19 protein-coding genes are annotated in these 17,237 nt (G+C 44.1%); 16 read left to right on the top strand and 3 right to left on the bottom strand.

Translation table 11 applies throughout. From position 1 onward, the window contains the following. Nucleotides 1-57 precede the first annotated feature (57 nt). The 6 genes from ACN6NB_RS18410 to ACN6NB_RS18385 all read left to right on the top strand — a co-directional run bounded on the left by ACN6NB_RS18410 (nucleotide 58) and on the right by ACN6NB_RS18385 (nucleotide 5,100). Entirely contained in the window at nucleotides 58-1,368 is a 1,311-nt protein-coding gene (locus ACN6NB_RS18410) for a PTS sugar transporter subunit IIC (protein ID WP_039182533.1), read from the top strand. A gap of 31 nt (nucleotides 1,369-1,399) precedes the next feature. Continuing rightward, entirely contained in the window at nucleotides 1,400-2,833 is a 1,434-nt protein-coding gene (locus ACN6NB_RS18405) for a glycoside hydrolase family 1 protein (RefSeq protein WP_369880080.1), read from the top strand. Nucleotides 2,834-2,845: 12 nt separating this feature from the next. After that, nucleotides 2,846-3,169: a PTS sugar transporter subunit IIB gene (locus tag ACN6NB_RS18400; RefSeq protein WP_212043633.1), complete on the top strand. Its 324-nt coding sequence runs from the start codon at nucleotides 2,846-2,848 to the stop codon at nucleotides 3,167-3,169. Nucleotides 3,170-3,188: 19 nt separating this feature from the next. Further along, nucleotides 3,189-3,518 carry a PTS sugar transporter subunit IIA gene (locus tag ACN6NB_RS18395; protein WP_126682501.1) on the top strand — a complete coding sequence of 110 codons (330 nt, stop codon included), beginning with the start codon at nucleotides 3,189-3,191 and terminating at the stop codon, nucleotides 3,516-3,518. 65 nt (nucleotides 3,519-3,583) lie between these two features. Next, nucleotides 3,584-4,432 carry a polysaccharide deacetylase family protein gene (locus ACN6NB_RS18390; protein WP_474253527.1) on the top strand — a complete coding sequence of 283 codons (849 nt, stop codon included), beginning with the start codon at nucleotides 3,584-3,586 and terminating at the stop codon, nucleotides 4,430-4,432. 299 nt (nucleotides 4,433-4,731) lie between these two features. Beyond that, on the top strand, nucleotides 4,732-5,100 hold the full coding sequence (locus ACN6NB_RS18385) for a VOC family protein (RefSeq protein WP_039183384.1): 369 nt from the start codon (nucleotides 4,732-4,734) through the stop codon (nucleotides 5,098-5,100). 44 nt (nucleotides 5,101-5,144) lie between these two features. Here the strand turns inward: ACN6NB_RS18385 and ribD are convergent, their stop codons facing one another. The 3 genes from ribD to ACN6NB_RS18370 are packed head-to-tail and all read right to left on the bottom strand — an operon-like array spanning nucleotide 5,145 to nucleotide 7,855. Next, nucleotides 5,145-6,236 carry a bifunctional diaminohydroxyphosphoribosylaminopyrimidine deaminase/5-amino-6-(5-phosphoribosylamino)uracil reductase RibD gene (ribD, locus tag ACN6NB_RS18380; RefSeq protein ID WP_041087597.1) on the bottom strand — a complete coding sequence of 364 codons (1,092 nt, stop codon included), beginning with the start codon at nucleotides 6,234-6,236 and terminating at the stop codon, nucleotides 5,145-5,147. Then, nucleotides 6,223-6,984 carry a GTP cyclohydrolase II gene (locus tag ACN6NB_RS18375; RefSeq protein WP_024427515.1) on the bottom strand — a complete coding sequence of 254 codons (762 nt, stop codon included), beginning with the start codon at nucleotides 6,982-6,984 and terminating at the stop codon, nucleotides 6,223-6,225. Before ACN6NB_RS18375 ends, ribD begins: the two co-directional genes overlap by 14 nt. Before the next feature lie 16 nt (nucleotides 6,985-7,000). Beyond that, nucleotides 7,001-7,855, bottom strand: coding sequence for a VOC family protein (locus ACN6NB_RS18370; protein ID WP_144491632.1), 855 nt, complete (start codon nucleotides 7,853-7,855; stop codon nucleotides 7,001-7,003). Between the two features lie 177 nt (nucleotides 7,856-8,032). Here ACN6NB_RS18370 and ACN6NB_RS18365 point away from each other — a divergent pair, with 177 nt between their 5' ends. The 10 genes from ACN6NB_RS18365 (at nucleotide 8,033) to ACN6NB_RS18320 (ending at nucleotide 17,232) form a co-directional block, all read left to right on the top strand. Next, nucleotides 8,033-8,365, top strand: a complete 333-nt coding sequence (locus ACN6NB_RS18365) for a winged helix-turn-helix transcriptional regulator (RefSeq protein WP_144491631.1) — start codon at nucleotides 8,033-8,035, stop codon at nucleotides 8,363-8,365. A gap of 370 nt (nucleotides 8,366-8,735) precedes the next feature. Beyond that, the gene (locus tag ACN6NB_RS18360) at nucleotides 8,736-9,194 is read left to right on the top strand and encodes an NEAT domain-containing protein (RefSeq protein ID WP_048237822.1); all 459 of its coding nucleotides are present in this window, start codon (nucleotides 8,736-8,738) and stop codon (nucleotides 9,192-9,194) included. Between the two features lie 20 nt (nucleotides 9,195-9,214). Continuing rightward, on the top strand, nucleotides 9,215-9,871 hold the full coding sequence (gene isdC, locus ACN6NB_RS18355; RefSeq protein ID WP_144491630.1) for a heme uptake protein IsdC: 657 nt from the start codon (nucleotides 9,215-9,217) through the stop codon (nucleotides 9,869-9,871). Nucleotides 9,872-9,890: 19 nt separating this feature from the next. Continuing rightward, the gene (locus tag ACN6NB_RS18350; RefSeq protein ID WP_327842027.1) at nucleotides 9,891-11,747 is read left to right on the top strand and encodes an NEAT domain-containing protein; all 1,857 of its coding nucleotides are present in this window, start codon (nucleotides 9,891-9,893) and stop codon (nucleotides 11,745-11,747) included. A 76-nt stretch (nucleotides 11,748-11,823) separates the two neighbouring features. Next, a complete protein-coding gene (gene isdE, locus ACN6NB_RS18345; RefSeq protein ID WP_144493889.1) occupies nucleotides 11,824-12,711 on the top strand; it encodes a heme ABC transporter substrate-binding protein IsdE in 888 nt (295 codons plus the stop codon). Between the two features lie 34 nt (nucleotides 12,712-12,745). Next, nucleotides 12,746-13,732: a FecCD family ABC transporter permease gene (locus ACN6NB_RS18340; protein ID WP_058838449.1), complete on the top strand. Its 987-nt coding sequence runs from the start codon at nucleotides 12,746-12,748 to the stop codon at nucleotides 13,730-13,732. After that, nucleotides 13,719-14,489 carry an ABC transporter ATP-binding protein gene (locus tag ACN6NB_RS18335; protein WP_064498835.1) on the top strand — a complete coding sequence of 257 codons (771 nt, stop codon included), beginning with the start codon at nucleotides 13,719-13,721 and terminating at the stop codon, nucleotides 14,487-14,489. The genes ACN6NB_RS18340 and ACN6NB_RS18335 overlap by 14 nt, the downstream gene beginning before the upstream one ends. A gap of 26 nt (nucleotides 14,490-14,515) precedes the next feature. Next, a complete protein-coding gene (srtB, locus tag ACN6NB_RS18330) occupies nucleotides 14,516-15,265 on the top strand; it encodes a class B sortase (protein WP_039182494.1) in 750 nt (249 codons plus the stop codon). 18 nt (nucleotides 15,266-15,283) lie between these two features. Then, on the top strand, nucleotides 15,284-16,222 hold the full coding sequence (locus ACN6NB_RS18325; protein ID WP_144491628.1) for an ABC transporter substrate-binding protein: 939 nt from the start codon (nucleotides 15,284-15,286) through the stop codon (nucleotides 16,220-16,222). Further along, complete coding sequence (locus ACN6NB_RS18320; RefSeq protein ID WP_047202949.1) at nucleotides 16,219-17,232, top strand: FecCD family ABC transporter permease; 1,014 nt, start codon at nucleotides 16,219-16,221, stop codon at nucleotides 17,230-17,232. The genes ACN6NB_RS18325 and ACN6NB_RS18320 overlap by 4 nt, the downstream gene beginning before the upstream one ends. Nucleotides 17,233-17,237 lie beyond the last annotated feature (5 nt).

The following is a 17,237-nucleotide window of genomic DNA, read 5'->3' as shown; positions in this document are numbered from 1 at the left end:
TAAAATAACATCAAAAAGGAGGATGATCACGAGTTTGTGCAAAGGGGGAGACGGATCATGAGCTTCAAGGAGAAAGCGGCAGATGTCATGGGGCATGTGGCTTATCGCATCACCAATCAGAAATATATTATGGCGATTAAACAGGCATTTGTCACATTGATGCCGATCATCATTACAGGAGCTTTTGCTGTACTGGTGGCAAATATGATCATGAGCCCGGAAACAGGGCTTGCTCATTTTGAGATATTCAGGTTTTTAGCAGAGCTTCAGCCTATTATGAAGGCAATCAATTATGCCACGCTGAACTTTTTAACCATTGGGGCTGTGTTCCTCATTGGGATTGAGCTTGGGAAAATCAACGGGCACAAGTCGCTGTTCCCGGGATTGATGGCGTTGATTTCATTCATATCTGTTATTCCAACGACACTTCTTCTTGAAGTTGATGGATCGATGCGTGAGGTTGTAGACGTGTTGGCAAGACAATTTTCCGATCCAAAAAGCTTATTTTTAGGGATGATCATTGCGATCGTATCTGTGGAAATCTTTTGTAAGCTGACTGAGGTGAAATGGCTGCAAATCAAGATGCCAGATTCGGTTCCGTCGAATGTGGCAACGTCTTTTTCATCACTTTTTCCTTCTATCATTACAATTACGATCATTAGTTCATTCGGGTTTGCATTTCATCGTGTGACAGGCATTTATTTGCATGAAGCAGTGTATAACGTTGTGCAGCGTCCGCTAGAAAGTGTTGTGCAGGGGCTGCCAGGGATTTTAACGTTGATGTTTGTGGCACAATTTTTCTGGGTGATCGGCATCCATGGCAACCAGATGATTAAGCCGATCCGGGAGCCGCTCTTATTAGGATCGATTGCAGTGAATATGACAGCATTTCAAGAGGGAAAAGAGATCCCGAATATTATCACGATGCCGTTTTGGGATGTGTATATGAGCATCGGCGGTTCAGGTGTGACCATTGGTCTTTTGATTGCGATTTTTATTGCTGGGAGAAGGGAAGAGATGCGAAGCATTGCCAAGCTCTCATCAGGACCCGGACTGTTCAACATCAATGAACCCGTTATTTTTGGATTACCCGTCATGCTAAACCCTGTGATGGCGATCCCATTTATCGTCACACCGCTTGTGACAGGTACGATTGGTTATATTGCGACGGCTACAGGATTCGCTGGAAAAGCGGTCGTGATGGTGCCGTGGACGACACCGCCGCTTGTGAATGCATGGCTGTCAACCGCTGGCAGCATGGGAGCCGTCATCACACAGCTTATCTGCATTGTGGTTGCTGTTTTCATCTATTTACCGTTTGTTCTCTTGTCTAACCGCAAGCCAGAAGCAGCACCAGATTCAGAATAAACATTCAGACAAAGAAAAGGGAGGCGGCAACATGAACAGCATTGAGATTCCAAGAGATTTTATCCTAGGTGCTGCGGCTTCTGCATGGCAGACGGAGGGCTGGAAGGGAAAGCGGGCGCATCAGGACTCGTACATCGATTTATGGTATAAGGAAGGGTATCACGTATGGCACGAAGGCTATGGGCCGGCTGGTGCAACGAATTTTTACGAGCGCTATCCTGAGGATGTAGCCTTAATGAAAGAGATTGGGCTGACACATTACAGGACATCGATCAATTGGTCGAGATTTCTCATAGATTACGAGAATGGGATAGTGGATGAGGCCTACGCTCGTTACATTGATGATCTGATCAATGAATTAATCGCAGCAGGTGTAGAACCGATGTTTTGCTTAGAGCATTATGAGCTTCCTGCCGTTTTGCTTGAGAAGTACGGCGGATGGTCATCAAAGCATGTCGTTGATCTGTTTGTTCTCTATGCAGAAAAAGTGTTTGAGCGCTACGGAGACCGGGTCAAGCATTGGTTTAGTTTTAATGAACCGATTGTTGTCCAGACACGCGTTTATCTAGATGCTATCCGATATCCGTATGAGCAAAATACGAAGAAATGGATGCAGTGGAACTATCATAAAGCACTGGCAACAGCAAAAGTGGTGAAGCTGTTTCAGGAGATGGGTTTGAAGGAATCGACAGGAGCCAAAATTGGGGTGATTCTCAATCCAGAAGTGACGTATGCAAGATCGTCTGCTCCGCATGACCAAGAAGCGGCACGTATGTATGATTTGTTTTTTAATCGAGTGTTCTTAGATCCTTCCATCAAAGGGGAGTATCCAGAGGAACTGATCGATGTGTTGAAAAAGCATGATATTCTTTTCGATTCCACAGAGGAAGAGCTTCAAATCATCAAGAATCATACGGTAGATGTCGTCGGACTTAACTTGTACTATCCGCATCGTGTCAAGGCGCCGAGTAAGGCTTGGAACGAAGGGACGCCTTTTCATCCATCCTATTATTACGATATGTTTGAGCTTCCAGGGAGAAAAATGAATCCTTTCAGAGGCTGGGAAATCTACCCGAAGATTGTCTACGATATGGGGATGAGGATAAAAGAAGAATACGGAAATATTGAGTGGTTTGTGGCCGAAAATGGCATGGGTGTAGAAAAGGAAGAACGGTTTAAAAAAGAAGACGGTATCATTGATGACCAGTATCGCATTTCATTTATCAGCCAGCATTTGAAGCGGGCACTTCAAGCGAAAGCAGAAGGATCAAATTGCACGGGCTATATGCTTTGGGCATTTACAGACAATGTCTCACCGATGAATGCCTTTAAAAATCGCTACGGCTTAGTCGAAATCCAGCTGGAAAATGAACGAAATCGTCAGCTGAAAGCATCTGCATATTGGTACCAGACATTAATCAAAAATAGGCAACTGACAGTTAAAACGGAAGTCATTTATCAATAGGAGTGATGGGATATGAAACGAATCATTCTCGCTTGTGCAGCAGGAATGTCGACGTCCATTGTGGTGTCGAAAATGAAGGCCGCCGCAGAAGCTAAAGGGCTGGATTACTATATTTATGCTATACCTGAAGGAGCCATTGCGGATGAACTAGAAGAGCATGGAGAGGATGTACAGGCGATTTTACTTGGACCGCAAGTAAGTTTTATGAAAAAAGCAGCAGAAAAAACAGCGGCACCTTATCAAATCCCTGTCGATGTCGTCAATGTGAGATTATACGGAACAGCAAACGGAGAAAAAATCCTAGATCATGCACTGAAACTAGCAAATGAATCTTGAGTAATTGGAGGAGAAGCAGATGACGGTATTAGAGGAAATGCAGGGAGCAGCCTTTCAAATCATTGCCCATGCAGGCGAGGCAAGAAGTCATTATGTAGAAGCGATTCGTCTAGCAAGAGCTGATGATTTTGAAAAAGCGCAGCAGTTGATCGAAAAAGGGGAGGAAGCGTTTCGAAGTATCCACAACCTGCACTTGTCGCTGATTCAAAAAGAAGCGGCAGGTGAACAGCTTCCGTTTTCTTTACTGCTGATACACGCAGAAGATCAAATGCTCACAACAGAGACCATTCATCTGCTCGCCATCGAAATGATCGAAATGTGTAAAAAAATAAATACCCTGTCAAAATAGATATCAATGAATAACCAATTTCTGTTATAATCATTCGGTAGATAAAGAGAAAGCAGGATTGGTGAATGAAGAAAACATGTATGCTGATGACGGTTGGTCTTATGCTGCTGCTCATTTCGGGCTGTATGGGAATGAAGGAGCAGGCGGAAGGAAGCCAGCAAGTCGTCAAAGAGGAAAAGGGTCCATTACAAACAAAAGATATGCATCAGAAAAAAGAAACGGCAGTGATAAAGACACAAAACTGGATGAAGCAAAAGGAGCCGGTCGAGCTTCCGATTTTGATGTATCACAGTATCTCAAGCGGTAACTCGTTACGTGTGCCAAAGAGCGAATTTGCATCTCATATGAAATGGCTGAAGGACAACGACTATGTCACACTGTCGCCAGAAGAGGCGTACCGCGTTTTCACAACAAATTCGATGCCAAGTAAGAAGAGTGTCCTCATTACATTTGATGATGGATATACGGATAACTATACAAAGGCATTTCCGATTTTAAAGCAGCATGGAATGAAAGCAACCATTTTCATGATTGAGCAATCCATTGGCCGTCCGAATCACTTAACGGATGAGCAAATGGATGAGATGATGGCACATGGGATCTCGATTGAGAGTCATACGATTCATCATTTAGAGCTCAATCAATTATCAAAGCAGCAGCAGGAAGAGGAGTTAAAAGGATCAAAGACATTCTTTGATCAGCGATTTTCTCAGCGTACGAGAATGGTCAGCTATCCTGTCGGGCGCTATAATGAAGAGACGTTGAAGCTGGCGAAGGAAGCCGGATACCAAATGGCTGTTACCACTGAACCAGGACATGCGAAGAAGGAACAAGGCATGATGTCCTTGCACCGCGTCCGCATTTCACCGGGACTTTCACCAGAAAGCTTTGGCAGGCTGGTCGAAGGGAAGTAACGATCAATGTTTCACATGAAACATTTTACGACAAGTTTCATCAAAATGAATCATGATATATCTTGGTTTCAACTGTCATGACAAGAGACACTTAGATGGACAGAACTTTCATGACCATGGGAGTTCTGTTTTTGAAAAAAATACTGCATTCAAACACTACATCTTATGAAACACCTCAAAGAAAATCTTCAAGTATCAAGCCCACCAATGAAGAAACAATCAAATTTGTTGAGCATCACAAAAAACTGAAGAAACACTACATTGAAAAACCAATTGAGAACAGAAAGGGAGAGGGAAATATGTCAAACTTTGTTGGAATCGACCATGTTCAACTAGCTGCCCCAAAAGGCAGTGAAGAGAAAGCTCGCTTGTTTTTTGGTGAAATTTTAGGGATGAAAGAAATACCTAAGCCTAGTAATTTAGCTAAACGAGGAGGTGTCTGGTTCCAATGCGGTCATCATCAGCTTCACATTGGCATTCAGGAACATTTTCAAGCTGCAAAGAAAGCTCATCCAGCTTTTCTTGTAAAGAGCCTATCAGAATTAAAAGAGGTATTATTGAAGCATCAGATTAGTATAAAAGAAGATGAGCCATTGGAGGGAGCCAATCGGTTTTATGTAGAAGATCCATTTGGGAATCGAATTGAGTTTTTAGAGAGAAGAGACTAGAAGACAAAAATAAGGCTGTCGAGATTTCCTCGACAGCCTACTTGTTATTGATAAACGGGATAGCCCGTCATTTTGATATCTTTCCCGAGTGGTTCCACGGCGAGTTGATCCAGTTCAATGGCATCACTCATGAGGCGTATGCCTTCGCCTCCGAAAAAGGAAGGGGAAAGTCGTCCGCCAATGAGTTTAGGCGCCATATAGATGACCAATTTATCTACAAGCTGCTGTTCTAAGAAAGAGGCGTTAATCTGGCCGCCGCCTTCAATCATGAGGGAGGAGATATTTTTTTCTCCCAGCACTTGAAGCACTTCCTGCAGGGGAACCCGCGTGTCGCTGTCTGTCATAAAGACACGGACGCCAGCTTCTTCTAAAGCCGCTCGTTTTTCCTCATCGGCTTGCTTTGTTGTAAAAATCCATGTAGGTGCCATCTGATCTGTGACGATCTTTGCTGTCAGTGGTGTTGACAGCTTAGAGTCTAAGACAATTCGAATCGGGTTGTTTCCATTTGGAATCCGCGCAGTTAATGAAGGGTCATCGTGAATGACCGTTTGAGCACCGACCAAAATCGCATCATTGATACTGCGGATATGGTGAGCATCATAACGGGATGTCTCAGATGTAATCCACTTGCTGTCAGACGTGGCAGAGGCGATTTTCCCATCTAAGGTAATGCCCGCTTTGAGCGTCACGAAAGGTGTTTTTTTCGTAATAAAGTGATTAAATACTTCATTCATCAGTATGGATTCTTGTTCAAGTACGCCCGTGATGACTTGGATGCCCGCGTCTTGTAAAATGGCAATCCCGCGGCCAGCGACAAGTGGATTCGGATCAAGTGCCGCGACGACAACGGTTTCGACGCCGGCTTTCACAAGTGCTTCGGCACAAGGGCCTGTGCGCCCATGGTGGGAACAAGGCTCAAGGGTCACATAAATCGTGGCTCCTTTTGCCTTGTCTCCAGCCATGTTGAGTGCATGAATTTCAGCATGCGGTTCACCGGCTTTCATATGAGCGCCGACTCCAACAATCTCATTCTCTCGCACAATCACAGCCCCGACGAGCGGATTCGGAGATGTCTGACCTTTCATTGCTCGTGCATTATCAAGGGCTAGCTTCATATATCGCTCATGATGTGGCAATCGTACGCACCTCTTGCTCCGCCTTCATGTGACCTGAGCGGTTGATTTTTGTCTGCAAGTATTTCTCGTTAAATTCAGAGACATCTCCCCAAAGCGGAATGCGTCCAGAAAGAGATAAACCTGCATGGCTGATCGCATCTGTCTTTTTCGGGTTATTGGTAATGAGTCTGACCGGCTTTGTACGAAGTGTTTGAAGAACGGCAATGGCTTCTTCGTATTGACGTGTGTCATCTTCAAAACCAAGTGCTTCGTTCGCTTCTACTGTATCATAGCCGTTTTCTTGAAGAATATAAGCCATGGCTTTACTGAATAGACCAATGCCGCGGCCTTCATGATTGGCTAAGTAAAACAGGGCTCCTGCTCCATTGTCCTCAATCATTCGCATAGACTGCTTCAATTGGAATCCACAGTCGCAGCGCTTGCTTCCGAAAATATCGCCAGTGTGGCAAATGGAATGCATACGGATAAGAGCTTCGTCAGCGTGCTCGAAATCCCCATACACAAGAACGCTTGACTGCTGATGATCAGCCAGCTGGCGCGACGAAAGGCTTTCAATTAAAGCTTCATCTGACAGTGGCTCTTTTCCATCGTCTTTTAACCATGAATACCAGTTAAACATCACGGTTCTGCCGTCTAAATTCACTGGCAGTTTAATGGGTCCAGTGATATAGATATACCCGTCTTCTTGCTGTACTCGTTTGATTTTATCTTTTAATATGGCTGTTTTAAGCTCTGTGTGTTTGTCCATATTCTGCACCTTCTTTTTAGTCTGTTTCTTCAATCTGTAAACGAACGAGAACGCCAAATGGATCAACAAATTCGCTGCTTTTTCCTGTCGTGTTGACTTGAGTGCCCGCTTTTGTCAGACGTTCGACGACGGATTGTCTGTCTGCTTCTTCTGGGAAAACCAGTGTATAGCTTCTAATTCCTGAAAAACGTGGATCAATGGCTCCTTTTCGTCCGCGTCCCCATGCATTAAAGGCAAGGTGGTGGTGGTACACACCAGCGGCGATAAATACGCTTGCTGGTGGAGCCATTCGGATATGAAAACCGAGCGTATTGACATAAAAGGAATCCGCTTCTTCTGGGTTGAGATGGAAATGCAAGTGTCCCATCACTGTACCGGCAGGGAGTCCTTCCCATGTGGTATCAGCTGCTTCTTGCAGGAGTCCATCTCCATCAAGCGGTGCATTTCCGCCACCTTTCAGTTCTCCATGCTCACCGACCCAAATGTCCTGAGGACGGTCAGCATAAATTTCTACGCCAATGCCGTCAGGATCACTTAAATAAATGGCTTCACTGAAAAAGTGATCGCTTGCTCCAATTAAAGGATAGCCTTTTTTGATTACATGTGCCAGCCATGTGCCCAGGTTTTTTCTGGTAGGTAATAAAACAGCAAAATGATAAAGTCCTGGCTCATGATCAGGCTTTTCTTTCAGTTGTGCATCTTCTTTTAACAAAAGAATCGGTTCCTTTGCATTGCTGCCAAGTGTCACCGTGGAATCTGTCTTTTCTAATATAGAAAATCCTAAAATGTCTGTATAAAAAGGTAAAGAAAGATCAAAGCTGGACACATGTAATTCTGTTACACCCAGCCTTAGCTGCTCAATTGTCTTCAAGCTCGGTCATCTCCTTCATGATATATGCATCGGCATGTTCAAATGTTTTTGAAAATCTATAAAAAATGAATACCTTGTTACTTTTAGTAACTAAACTATATAATAGTTAGTGACTTATTTCAAGTAATTAATTGTGTTATAATAAAAAAAAGAGAAAAAAGCAGGAGGGAGTAAGATATGGCTCAAGTAGATGGCTGTCCAATTACAGATGCCATGGAGATTCTAGGCAAGAAGTGGGTCATTCTCATCATCAATCAGCTTCTGACAGGGCCTAAGCGTTTTTGTCAGCTTGAAAATGAAATGAACATCAGCGGAAGATTACTATCAGAAAGGCTGAAGGATTTAGAAGCTGAGGGACTTGTTGAGAAAAAAGTATTCCCCGATATTCCAGTACGGATTGAATACGAATTAACAGTTCAAGGGAAGAAAATTGAACCGATTATTCGTGAAATGTATGCTTGGTCTTTAGATCGTAAACACAGCAAAATAGAGGAACATGTTTCATCTTAATCCATTTCGATCAGTGTGTCTGATCGAAATTTTTTTGTGTGATTTTCCAGAAAACTAAGACAATAGTATGAAAAATGATGTTGACAATCATTTCATGCATTATATAATATCAAGGAGAAGAGGGTTCTTTTCCCTGTAATGGAATGGAGGTTATGCCATGGTATTATAAATGGGACAGATTGCCTAAAACTCGTATCAATCCATCATTTAGAAGCAGACATCTTTGACTTTTAGGAAGCAAAGATTTATTTTTTTAACTCAATTGATAATGATTATCATAATCATCTATAAGTGTGTTCCAGCACTTGTGAAGGTTATTTTTTTTATTATCTATTGAGAATAATTATCAATATCATTTAGGAGGGTTCACATGAAAGTCATTCGTTCAACATCACCCGTATTATTATTCCTTAGTTTTGTTCTATTATTTGCTCTAGCACCTGTTAGCTCGGCCTCAGCAGCTGGCTTAGCAGATGGTCAATATTCAGCGCAATATGTGGTATGGAAGGCAGATAGCGATTCGACTTCAACAGCGAATACGTATTTTGAAAAACCAGCCAAGCTTGTCGTAAAGGATGGAAAAATCAAAGCACAAGTCACGTTAACGAACAGCTCTTGGATCACAAGCTTTAAAACGCTCGATCAAGGTGTCTACAAAGATGCGAAGGTGATCAGTACAAATACAGCTGCGAATAAGAGAACAGTAGAATTCAATGTGAACAGCCTGACTGAGGTTGTACCAGCAAAAGTGAGTGTGACTGTACCAGCCATCGGATATACAGGCAATTACGACATTCGCCTCAAGTTTGATGCGCCATCTGTTCAATAGAAAGGGAGGAAATTCGCTTGATGAAAAAAAGAATGAAGCTGTCAGTCTTCATGGCGGTTTTTTTACTGGCACTTATGCTGCCTTTTTCAAACGCACAGGCTGCCGCATTAAAGGATGGTACATACTCCCTCAATTATACAGTGCTAAAAGCTGAAGGAAATGCGGTCTCAATGGCAAATGATTACTGGCTGAAGCCAGCAAAAGTGATAGCGAAAAATGGGAACCTGACAGTACAAATGACGATTAAAAATAGCAGCTGGGTAACGGAATTTAAAGTGCCGGGAAATGGCGGCTATGTCGATACAACCGTTCTCTCAACAAATAAAAAAGCCAATACAAGGCTCGTTCAGTTCCAAGCTCAAAGCTTGTCTAAACCGATCAAGTCCAAAATTCATGTCACTGTGAAATCTGCTGATTATGATCATGATTACACCATTCAGCTGAAATTTGATGAAAGCAGTATGAAATCGCTATCGTCTACCAGTGAAAATAAATCAACGGGTGCACAAGAAAGTCAGCAGCCATCAAAAGAATCAACAAACAAAGCTGATACATCCACAACGAAACAACAAGAAGACAACCCTCAAACTGGTGATACAAGCCAGATAGGATGGCTCCTTGTGCTTGTCTTATGTTCTGGCGGGTTTTTAGCAAGAAAGTGGATCATCAAGCATTAACGGAAGGAAGTGTCACCATTTGAAACGTCTTTTTCATCTAAAGGCAGCCATTCTGCTTGTTTTATTCAGTTTGTTGACTGCGTTTCAGATTCCTCAAGGAACAGCTCAAGCGGCATCATTCGTTGATGGGGAATACACAGTCGGATTCACCATTTTAAAAGATGGTACCTCAGAAGCGTCTATGATGGATACCTATACAGAAAAGCCAGCTAAGCTGATTGTGGAAAATGGCAAGACAACAGCTTATGTCACACTGAAACAAAGCCAAGAAATTACAGACTTCAAGGTTGAACAAAATGGTGCGCTCGTTACCACTGAAACGGTCAGTGAGGACGAAACAGCCAATACACGTGTGATCAAATTTGATGTCGCCGACTTATCAGCGAAATTAAACGGCTGGGTGAAAATTTACTGGGATTTAGGCGGCTTTATTTATGACGAAGCATATGACGTACAGCTTGCATTCGATCAAAGCAGCTTAACACTCGTTACGCCTGCAAAACCAGACGATAACGAAACAAAACCAGATGATCAAAACGGTACAAAACCAGACGACAATGAAACTAAACCGGATGACCAAAACGGTACAAAACCAGACGATAACGAAACAAAGCCGGATGATCAAAACGGTACAAAGCCAGACGACAATGAAACTAAACCGGATGACCAAAATGGTACAAAACCAGACGATCAATCGACAACACCAGGCAATAACAATGGCACAAAACCAGATGATTCTGCGCAAAATCAATTAAAAGATGGCGTATATCGTATCAATTACAGTGTGCTAAAAGGGGATACGGATGAAGCATCTCGAATGAATCAATACTTCTCACATCCCGCATCCTTAACCGTCAAAAATGGAAAGCAGACCATTTCCTTTACGGTGAAGGATCATAAGTCTGTCGCTTCTTTGAAAACAGAGAAAAACGGTTCTTATCAAGAAGCAAAGATAGTGAGCACAGATGAAGCGAAGAATACAAGAGTGGTTTCATTCGATGCTGCTGATTTGAAAAAAGCGGTGAAAGGAAAAGTACACATTGTAGTAGCAGCCGCTAACTATGACCAAACCTACGATATTCGTTTTCAATTTGACTCAAAGAGTATCGCTCCAGTGAAGGACGGACAGGTGGTAGAGGAAGAACCACCAGCTACACCAGAAACGCCAAAACCAAATACACCATCACCAGAAACAAATAACAGCGGAGCTGATCAAGAGACTACTCAGCTAAAAGATGGTGTATACAAGCTTCCTTTCTCAATGAAGAAAGCAGACAAGGATGAGCTTTCCCGCATGAACGATTACGTCGTGAGCCCTGCGACACTGGTTGTGAAAAATGGCCGCCATTTCGTTTCATATAAAGTGAAAAACAGCTCAGCCATCACGTCATTCCAAGTAGGAACAGGCGGAAAGTTTGAAGAGACACTTGTCGCGAAAACAGATCAAAAAGCAGATACACGTGTCATTCAATATGAAGCAAAAAGTTTAAGCAGTGCTCAGGCTGCACGCGTAAAAATTGATATTCCAGCTGCGAACTACCATGAGCAGTACGATGTCAAACTTGTCTATGACACAAAAGGAATCGCTCTCGGTGAGGGAAGCGGAATTTCAACGGTCATTGGAGACGATGAGAGTATCGGATTTATCAAAAATCCAAATGATCACGATTCTCAAACAACTCAACTTGAGAATGTAGCACCAGAGGAAACGGGTGCGGAGCAGATGACATTTACGCCATCAGATGACCAAACCAAATCTGAGTCTGGACAGCTGAATCCGAAAACGGGAGATACCTCTCTTCTTTGGGTGTATATTCTTTTATTCGGCGGTTCGTTATTCGTACTCGTCAGAAAATATCAAACACGGATAAGATAGTTCGTTTTATTTTAAGTGAGATGCGCCTTTTTCCTCGGCGCATCCACTCTCTTTTTTCGAAAGGAGGCTTCTGTTTTTGAAGCATCGAATGTTATGTACCTTGATCGCTGCCTTCAGTGTGTGCATGATCTTATCGGGCTGCTCACAGTCAGCTGAAAGCTCAGCAAAAGGCAAAAAAAGCGCTGAATCAAGTGAGCGTATTGTAGCAACGACTGTAGCTGCTGCGGAGATCATGGATGCTTTAGAGGTTGATCTTGTCGGGGTGCCAACAAGTCAAAAATCCTTCCCAGCTCGTTACAAAGGACTGCCAGAAGTCGGCAATCCCATGAGCCCGGACATGGAAATCATCCAATCACTTCAACCGACAGATGTCCTGTCTGTCACAACCCTTCAATATGATTTAGAGAAACCCTTTCAGCAAGCAGGTGTCCCTGCCACATACTTAAATCTCGAGAGTATGGCCAACATGGAGAAGGCCATCACGAAGCTTGGAGATAAGTATGACAGGAAGAAGCAGGCTGAGCGCATTGTGTCTGCGTTTGAGCAAAAAAAGAAAGACATACAAGAGAAGGCAAAAGGAAAACGCAAGCCGTCCGTTCTGATTTTGCTTGGTGTGCCAGGAAGTTATTTGGTGGCGACAGAAAATTCATATATTGGTGATCTTGTACGTATCGCAGGAGGAAAGAACATTGTGGAAGGCGAGAAAATGGAGTATTTGGAATCCAATACGGAGTATTTACAAAAAGCGAATCCAGATATCATACTCCGAGCCGCACATGGGATGCCGGATGAAGTCGTCAAAATGTTTGATCAAGAATTTAAAACAAATGACATCTGGAAACATTTTAATGCGGTCAAACAAGACCGGGTGTATGACCTCGAAGAAAGCTTATTCGGGACAACAGGTAATTTAAAGGCAGCAGAGGCATTAGATGAATTGACTCGTATGTTGTATCCGTCATAAGTTTGCGAATCTTAATGATAAAAGGACGTTCAAGATGAAAAAAACAGGATTTTTATTTCTGATAGTCAGTCTCTTACTGGTCTGCGTGTTTATTTATTCAGCCATTACTGGGAGCATTCATGTCACCCCCATTGAATTAATAGAAGGGCTCATCACCGGTCAACATGCACAGGTAGAAATCATTAAAGATTTGAGAATCCCCCGCGTGCTCATCGCGATGTTTACAGGGGCCGCCTTATCTGTCTCCGGTGTACTGCTGCAGTCGGTCATGAGGAATCCGTTAGCTGATGCCGGCGTCATTGGGATTTCATCAGGAGCCAGCTTCTTTTCATTAATGGCGATTACAGCGCTTCCTCAATTTTATTTCTACTCACCTTTATTTTCGGTATTAGGCGGGGCGATTGCGTGTTTCCTCGTATACGTTCTATCTTGGAAGGGTGGTTTAAGCCCGATCCGCATGATCTTAGTTGGGATCGCCATCAATGCCATGTTTACTGGAATGGCTGAAGCATTTGTGACCATTTGCAGCTATTTCAATATCACAATTAATCAGTCAGGACAGTCGAATCTCACGATGAAAACGTGGGGAGATGTCCGTTTAATCGGTGTCTATGGTGTCGTCGGTCTTGTCGTTGCACTCTTCTTCAGCAGATGGTGCAATCTCCTGGCCCTTCAAGACAAGACAGCGAAAAACTTAGGCTTGCGTGTGACCAGAATGCGCCTTTTGATTTCCATCACAGCCGTTTTACTTGCGGCAGTGACAGCTGCAGTAGCGGGCGTAATAGCCTTTGTCGGCTTGCTCATTCCGCACATTTCAAGAAGGCTTGTCGGCTCGGATCACCGAGTACTGATTCCATTTTCTGCGTTAAGCGGGGCTTTGCTTATTTTGACGGCTGATACGCTTGGCAGGACGCTTGTGGCGCCAAATGAGATTCCTGCTTCTACGATCATGGCCGTGATTGGCGGGCCGTTTCTGATCTTTTTATTAAGAAGGGGGGACCGTCTCCATGGACATTCGTGAGGTGTCATTCTCATATGACCAGCAGAAGGACATCGTTCAATCGGTCACAACACAGATTGAAAAGGGGAAAATCACAACCATTATCGGTCCAAATGGATCGGGAAAATCCACACTGCTTTCCTTAATGGCAAATAATCATTGTCCAAATAAAGGGCAGATTCACTTAGACGGGCAAGCGCTGAATGCGTTCAAGCCAAAGGAGCTGGCAAAAAAGCTGGCTGTCGTCCATCAGCAAAATGAAGCACCTCTTGATTTAACGATCGAACGGGTCGTGGCATTCGGCAGAACGCCGTACCAGACAATGCGCGGAGGAGACAAGGAAGAGGATGAGAGAGCGATAGAGTGGGCGCTGTCCAGTACAAAGCTAACGGACAAACGAAAGGTGCCGCTCGCCTCACTGTCAGGTGGAGAGCGGCAGCGTGTATGGATTGCGATGGCACTTGCGCAAAAAACACCGATCCTTTTCTTAGATGAACCGACAACTTATTTGGATATCTACTATCAATTTGACATTCTTGAGCTGATTCGTGAGCTGAATGCCAGGCATGGATTAACCATTGTCATGGTGCTCCACGATATGAATCAGGCTGTCCGCTACAGCGATATCATCATAGCGATGAAGGATGGACAGATTATCAGTGAAGGACAGCCAAACGATGTGTTAACAGAGGAAAACGTGCGGCACATTTATGATGTGTCCGTGACGATTAGACAGGATGCAGAAACAGGAATGTACATCGTGCCTGTTGGCATATAAGCTGGGCAAAAAGCAGGTGAGACAGTGTGAAACGAGGAAAAAAGCTCTGGCAGCGGATGCTGACGATTGTTTGTTTAGGCGTATTTATTTATAGCGGTACAGCTATCGGCTTCGAGCTTTTCGGTTATTATCAAAATCGCCAGGTGCTTGCAAAGGCCCAGACGATGTATGGACATGAAGAAATGAATGAAAAACGGGAGTCGGGAAATATCCGTTCGTCATTTGATGAGTTGCGGAAGGTGAATGAGGACATTGTCGGCTGGATCAATATGGAGGATACGATGATTCAGTATCCGATCGTTCAATCTCGCGATAATGCGTTCTACTTAACTCGTAATTATTTAAAAAACGACACCCGGGCAGGCAGTATCTTTATGGATTATCGTAATGATGTCCTGCATGAAAGCCCAAATACAGTGGTGTACGGCCATCGGATGAGGGATGGATCCATGTTTGCTGGACTCACAAACTATCTAAAAAAAGATTTCTTCCATGAGCACCGGACATTTCAGTACGATACGCTGTATCAAAGCTATGAAGCGGAGATTTTTGCCGTGTATGAAACGACGGTTGACTTCGATTATATTCAAACCGATTTTCAGGATCTTGGCGAATATGCCCATTACTTGCAAGCTGTGCGGAAGAAATCAATCTATCAAACGAAGACAGACGTGTCCACAGATGACCTCATCCTCACCTTATCGACCTGTGATCATGTACTTGCACCTAAAAACGGGCGTCTTGTGGTACAGGCAAAGCTAAAGAAAGTTTACTAGAAAAGGAGAGACAGACGGTTGAAATTTTCACATGTGATCTTGGCGGGACTCGTCTTGATGCTTCTCCTCGGCGGATGCAGTCAGGCAGCACCTGTAGAGAAAGAAAGCGTGGCGGGAGCGCTGAAGATAAAGGATTTTACCGGAAGAACGCTGTCATTTGATGAATCCCCTCAGCGTATCGTTGCCTTATCGACCGGGGACTTGAGCATTCTATATGCTTTAGGCGGTGAGGCGGTCGGCAGGCCAACTGCCGAGTTACCAGACAGCTTACAAAAGGCAAAGTCCGTACAAACGATTGGCACAACGCATCAATTTGATGTAGAGCTGATCACAAGCTTAAACCCTGATGTTGTGCTTGGAAATGAACAATTAAACAGCAAGGACATCTCTACAATAGAAGGAATTGGTTCACAGCTTCTTTTGACAAGCGCCAATTCAGTGAAGGACATCCAGCGCCAAATTTCGTTATTTGGGGAGTTGCTTGGGAAGCAGCAAAAGGCTAAAGCACTCAATGATCAAATTGTTGAGCGGAAAAAGCAGGTCAAGCAGCCTAAGAAAAAAGTAAAAACACTCGTTGTGTACGGTGCACCCGGCACATATATGGCGGCGCTTCCTCAATCCTTAAGCGGAGATTTACTGCATATCGCTGGGGGTGCAAACATTGCTGAGAATGAACCAGCACTCGAAAAATTCCCTCAATACGCCCAAATCAATGCAGAAATGGTGATCGAAGCCGATCCTGATCTCATTCTGCTCATGACACACAGCAATCCTGAAGATGTGAAAGCGGGCTTTATAAGTGAAATGAAACAGAATGCAGCATGGCACGACGTATCAGCTGTCAAAAATGGCCGCGTGGAGATTCTGCCTAGTGATTTATTCGGGACAAATCCAGGCGCAGACGTCATCAAGGCGATTGATGAACTAGAGAAGAGATTGAAGCGATTGTCATCATGAAGGTGAATGCAGAGTTAGATTTTCAAAAAAGACAGTCAAGACGAAGGTGGCTGATACCAGGACTGCTTCTTTCGCTAGGTGTGGGCATATGTCTAGGGCTTGCATTAGGTTCTGTTCAATTATCGCTGCCAGATTTGATCGCTGCTTTGACGGGATCAGGCCAGCCTGTCCATGAAAAAATCGTCATGGATTTACGCCTGCCGCGCGTTCTCATAGGCTTCATCGTCGGGGCCTGTCTCGCAGCATCAGGAGCGATTTTACAAGGAGTCGTCCGAAATCCACTCGCTGACCCTGGCATCATCGGAGTGACCGCCGGCGGTGGATTAGCGGCTGTACTCAGCATGATTGTGTTTCCACAATTCACGTATCTGCTTCCAGCGGCTGCCTTCCTTGGCGCTTTATTAGCGGCACTCGTTGTGTATATCCTGTCGTTTGACCAAGGGGTTTCGCCACTGAAATTGATTCTGGCGGGAGTGGCAGTCAATGCGCTGCTTGGTGCGGTCATGAATGGGTTGATGGTGCTTTATAGTGAGCGTGTGCAGGCTGTTCTGCCTTTTTTATCGGGAGGATTAAATGGACGGAGCTGGCATCATCTGAGCTTTGTGTCACCCTATGCGCTTGCCGGTTTGTGTCTTTGTTTTTTTGCGATCAAGCCCGCAAATCTTCTTTTACTTGGTGATGAGTCAGCGCAGCTGCTCGGCCTTAGAGTCGAGCGAACCCGTTTTTTCTTAATTGCACTGGCGGCGCTTTTGGCGGGTGCAGCGGTAAGCGTGAGCGGTTTAATTGGATTTGTCGGTCTTGTCGTTCCTCATTTTATCCGCCTTTTAATTGGAGATGACTACCGGTACCTGCTTCCGATCTCAATGCTGGGCGGCGGCGTACTTGTGGTCTTTGCTGATACAGCAGCACGGGTATGGTTTACACCGGTTGAACTGCCTGTTGGTATTCTGCTTGCCTGTATTGGTGCACCTTTCTTCCTCTATTTATTAAAAAAGAAAGGGAGGGGTTAAGTTGG

This window comes from Bacillus sp. 11B20, from assembly GCF_056098985.1.
Note: the sequence above shows the minus strand (reverse complement) of the source record. Positions and strands in the feature narration are given on the sequence as shown.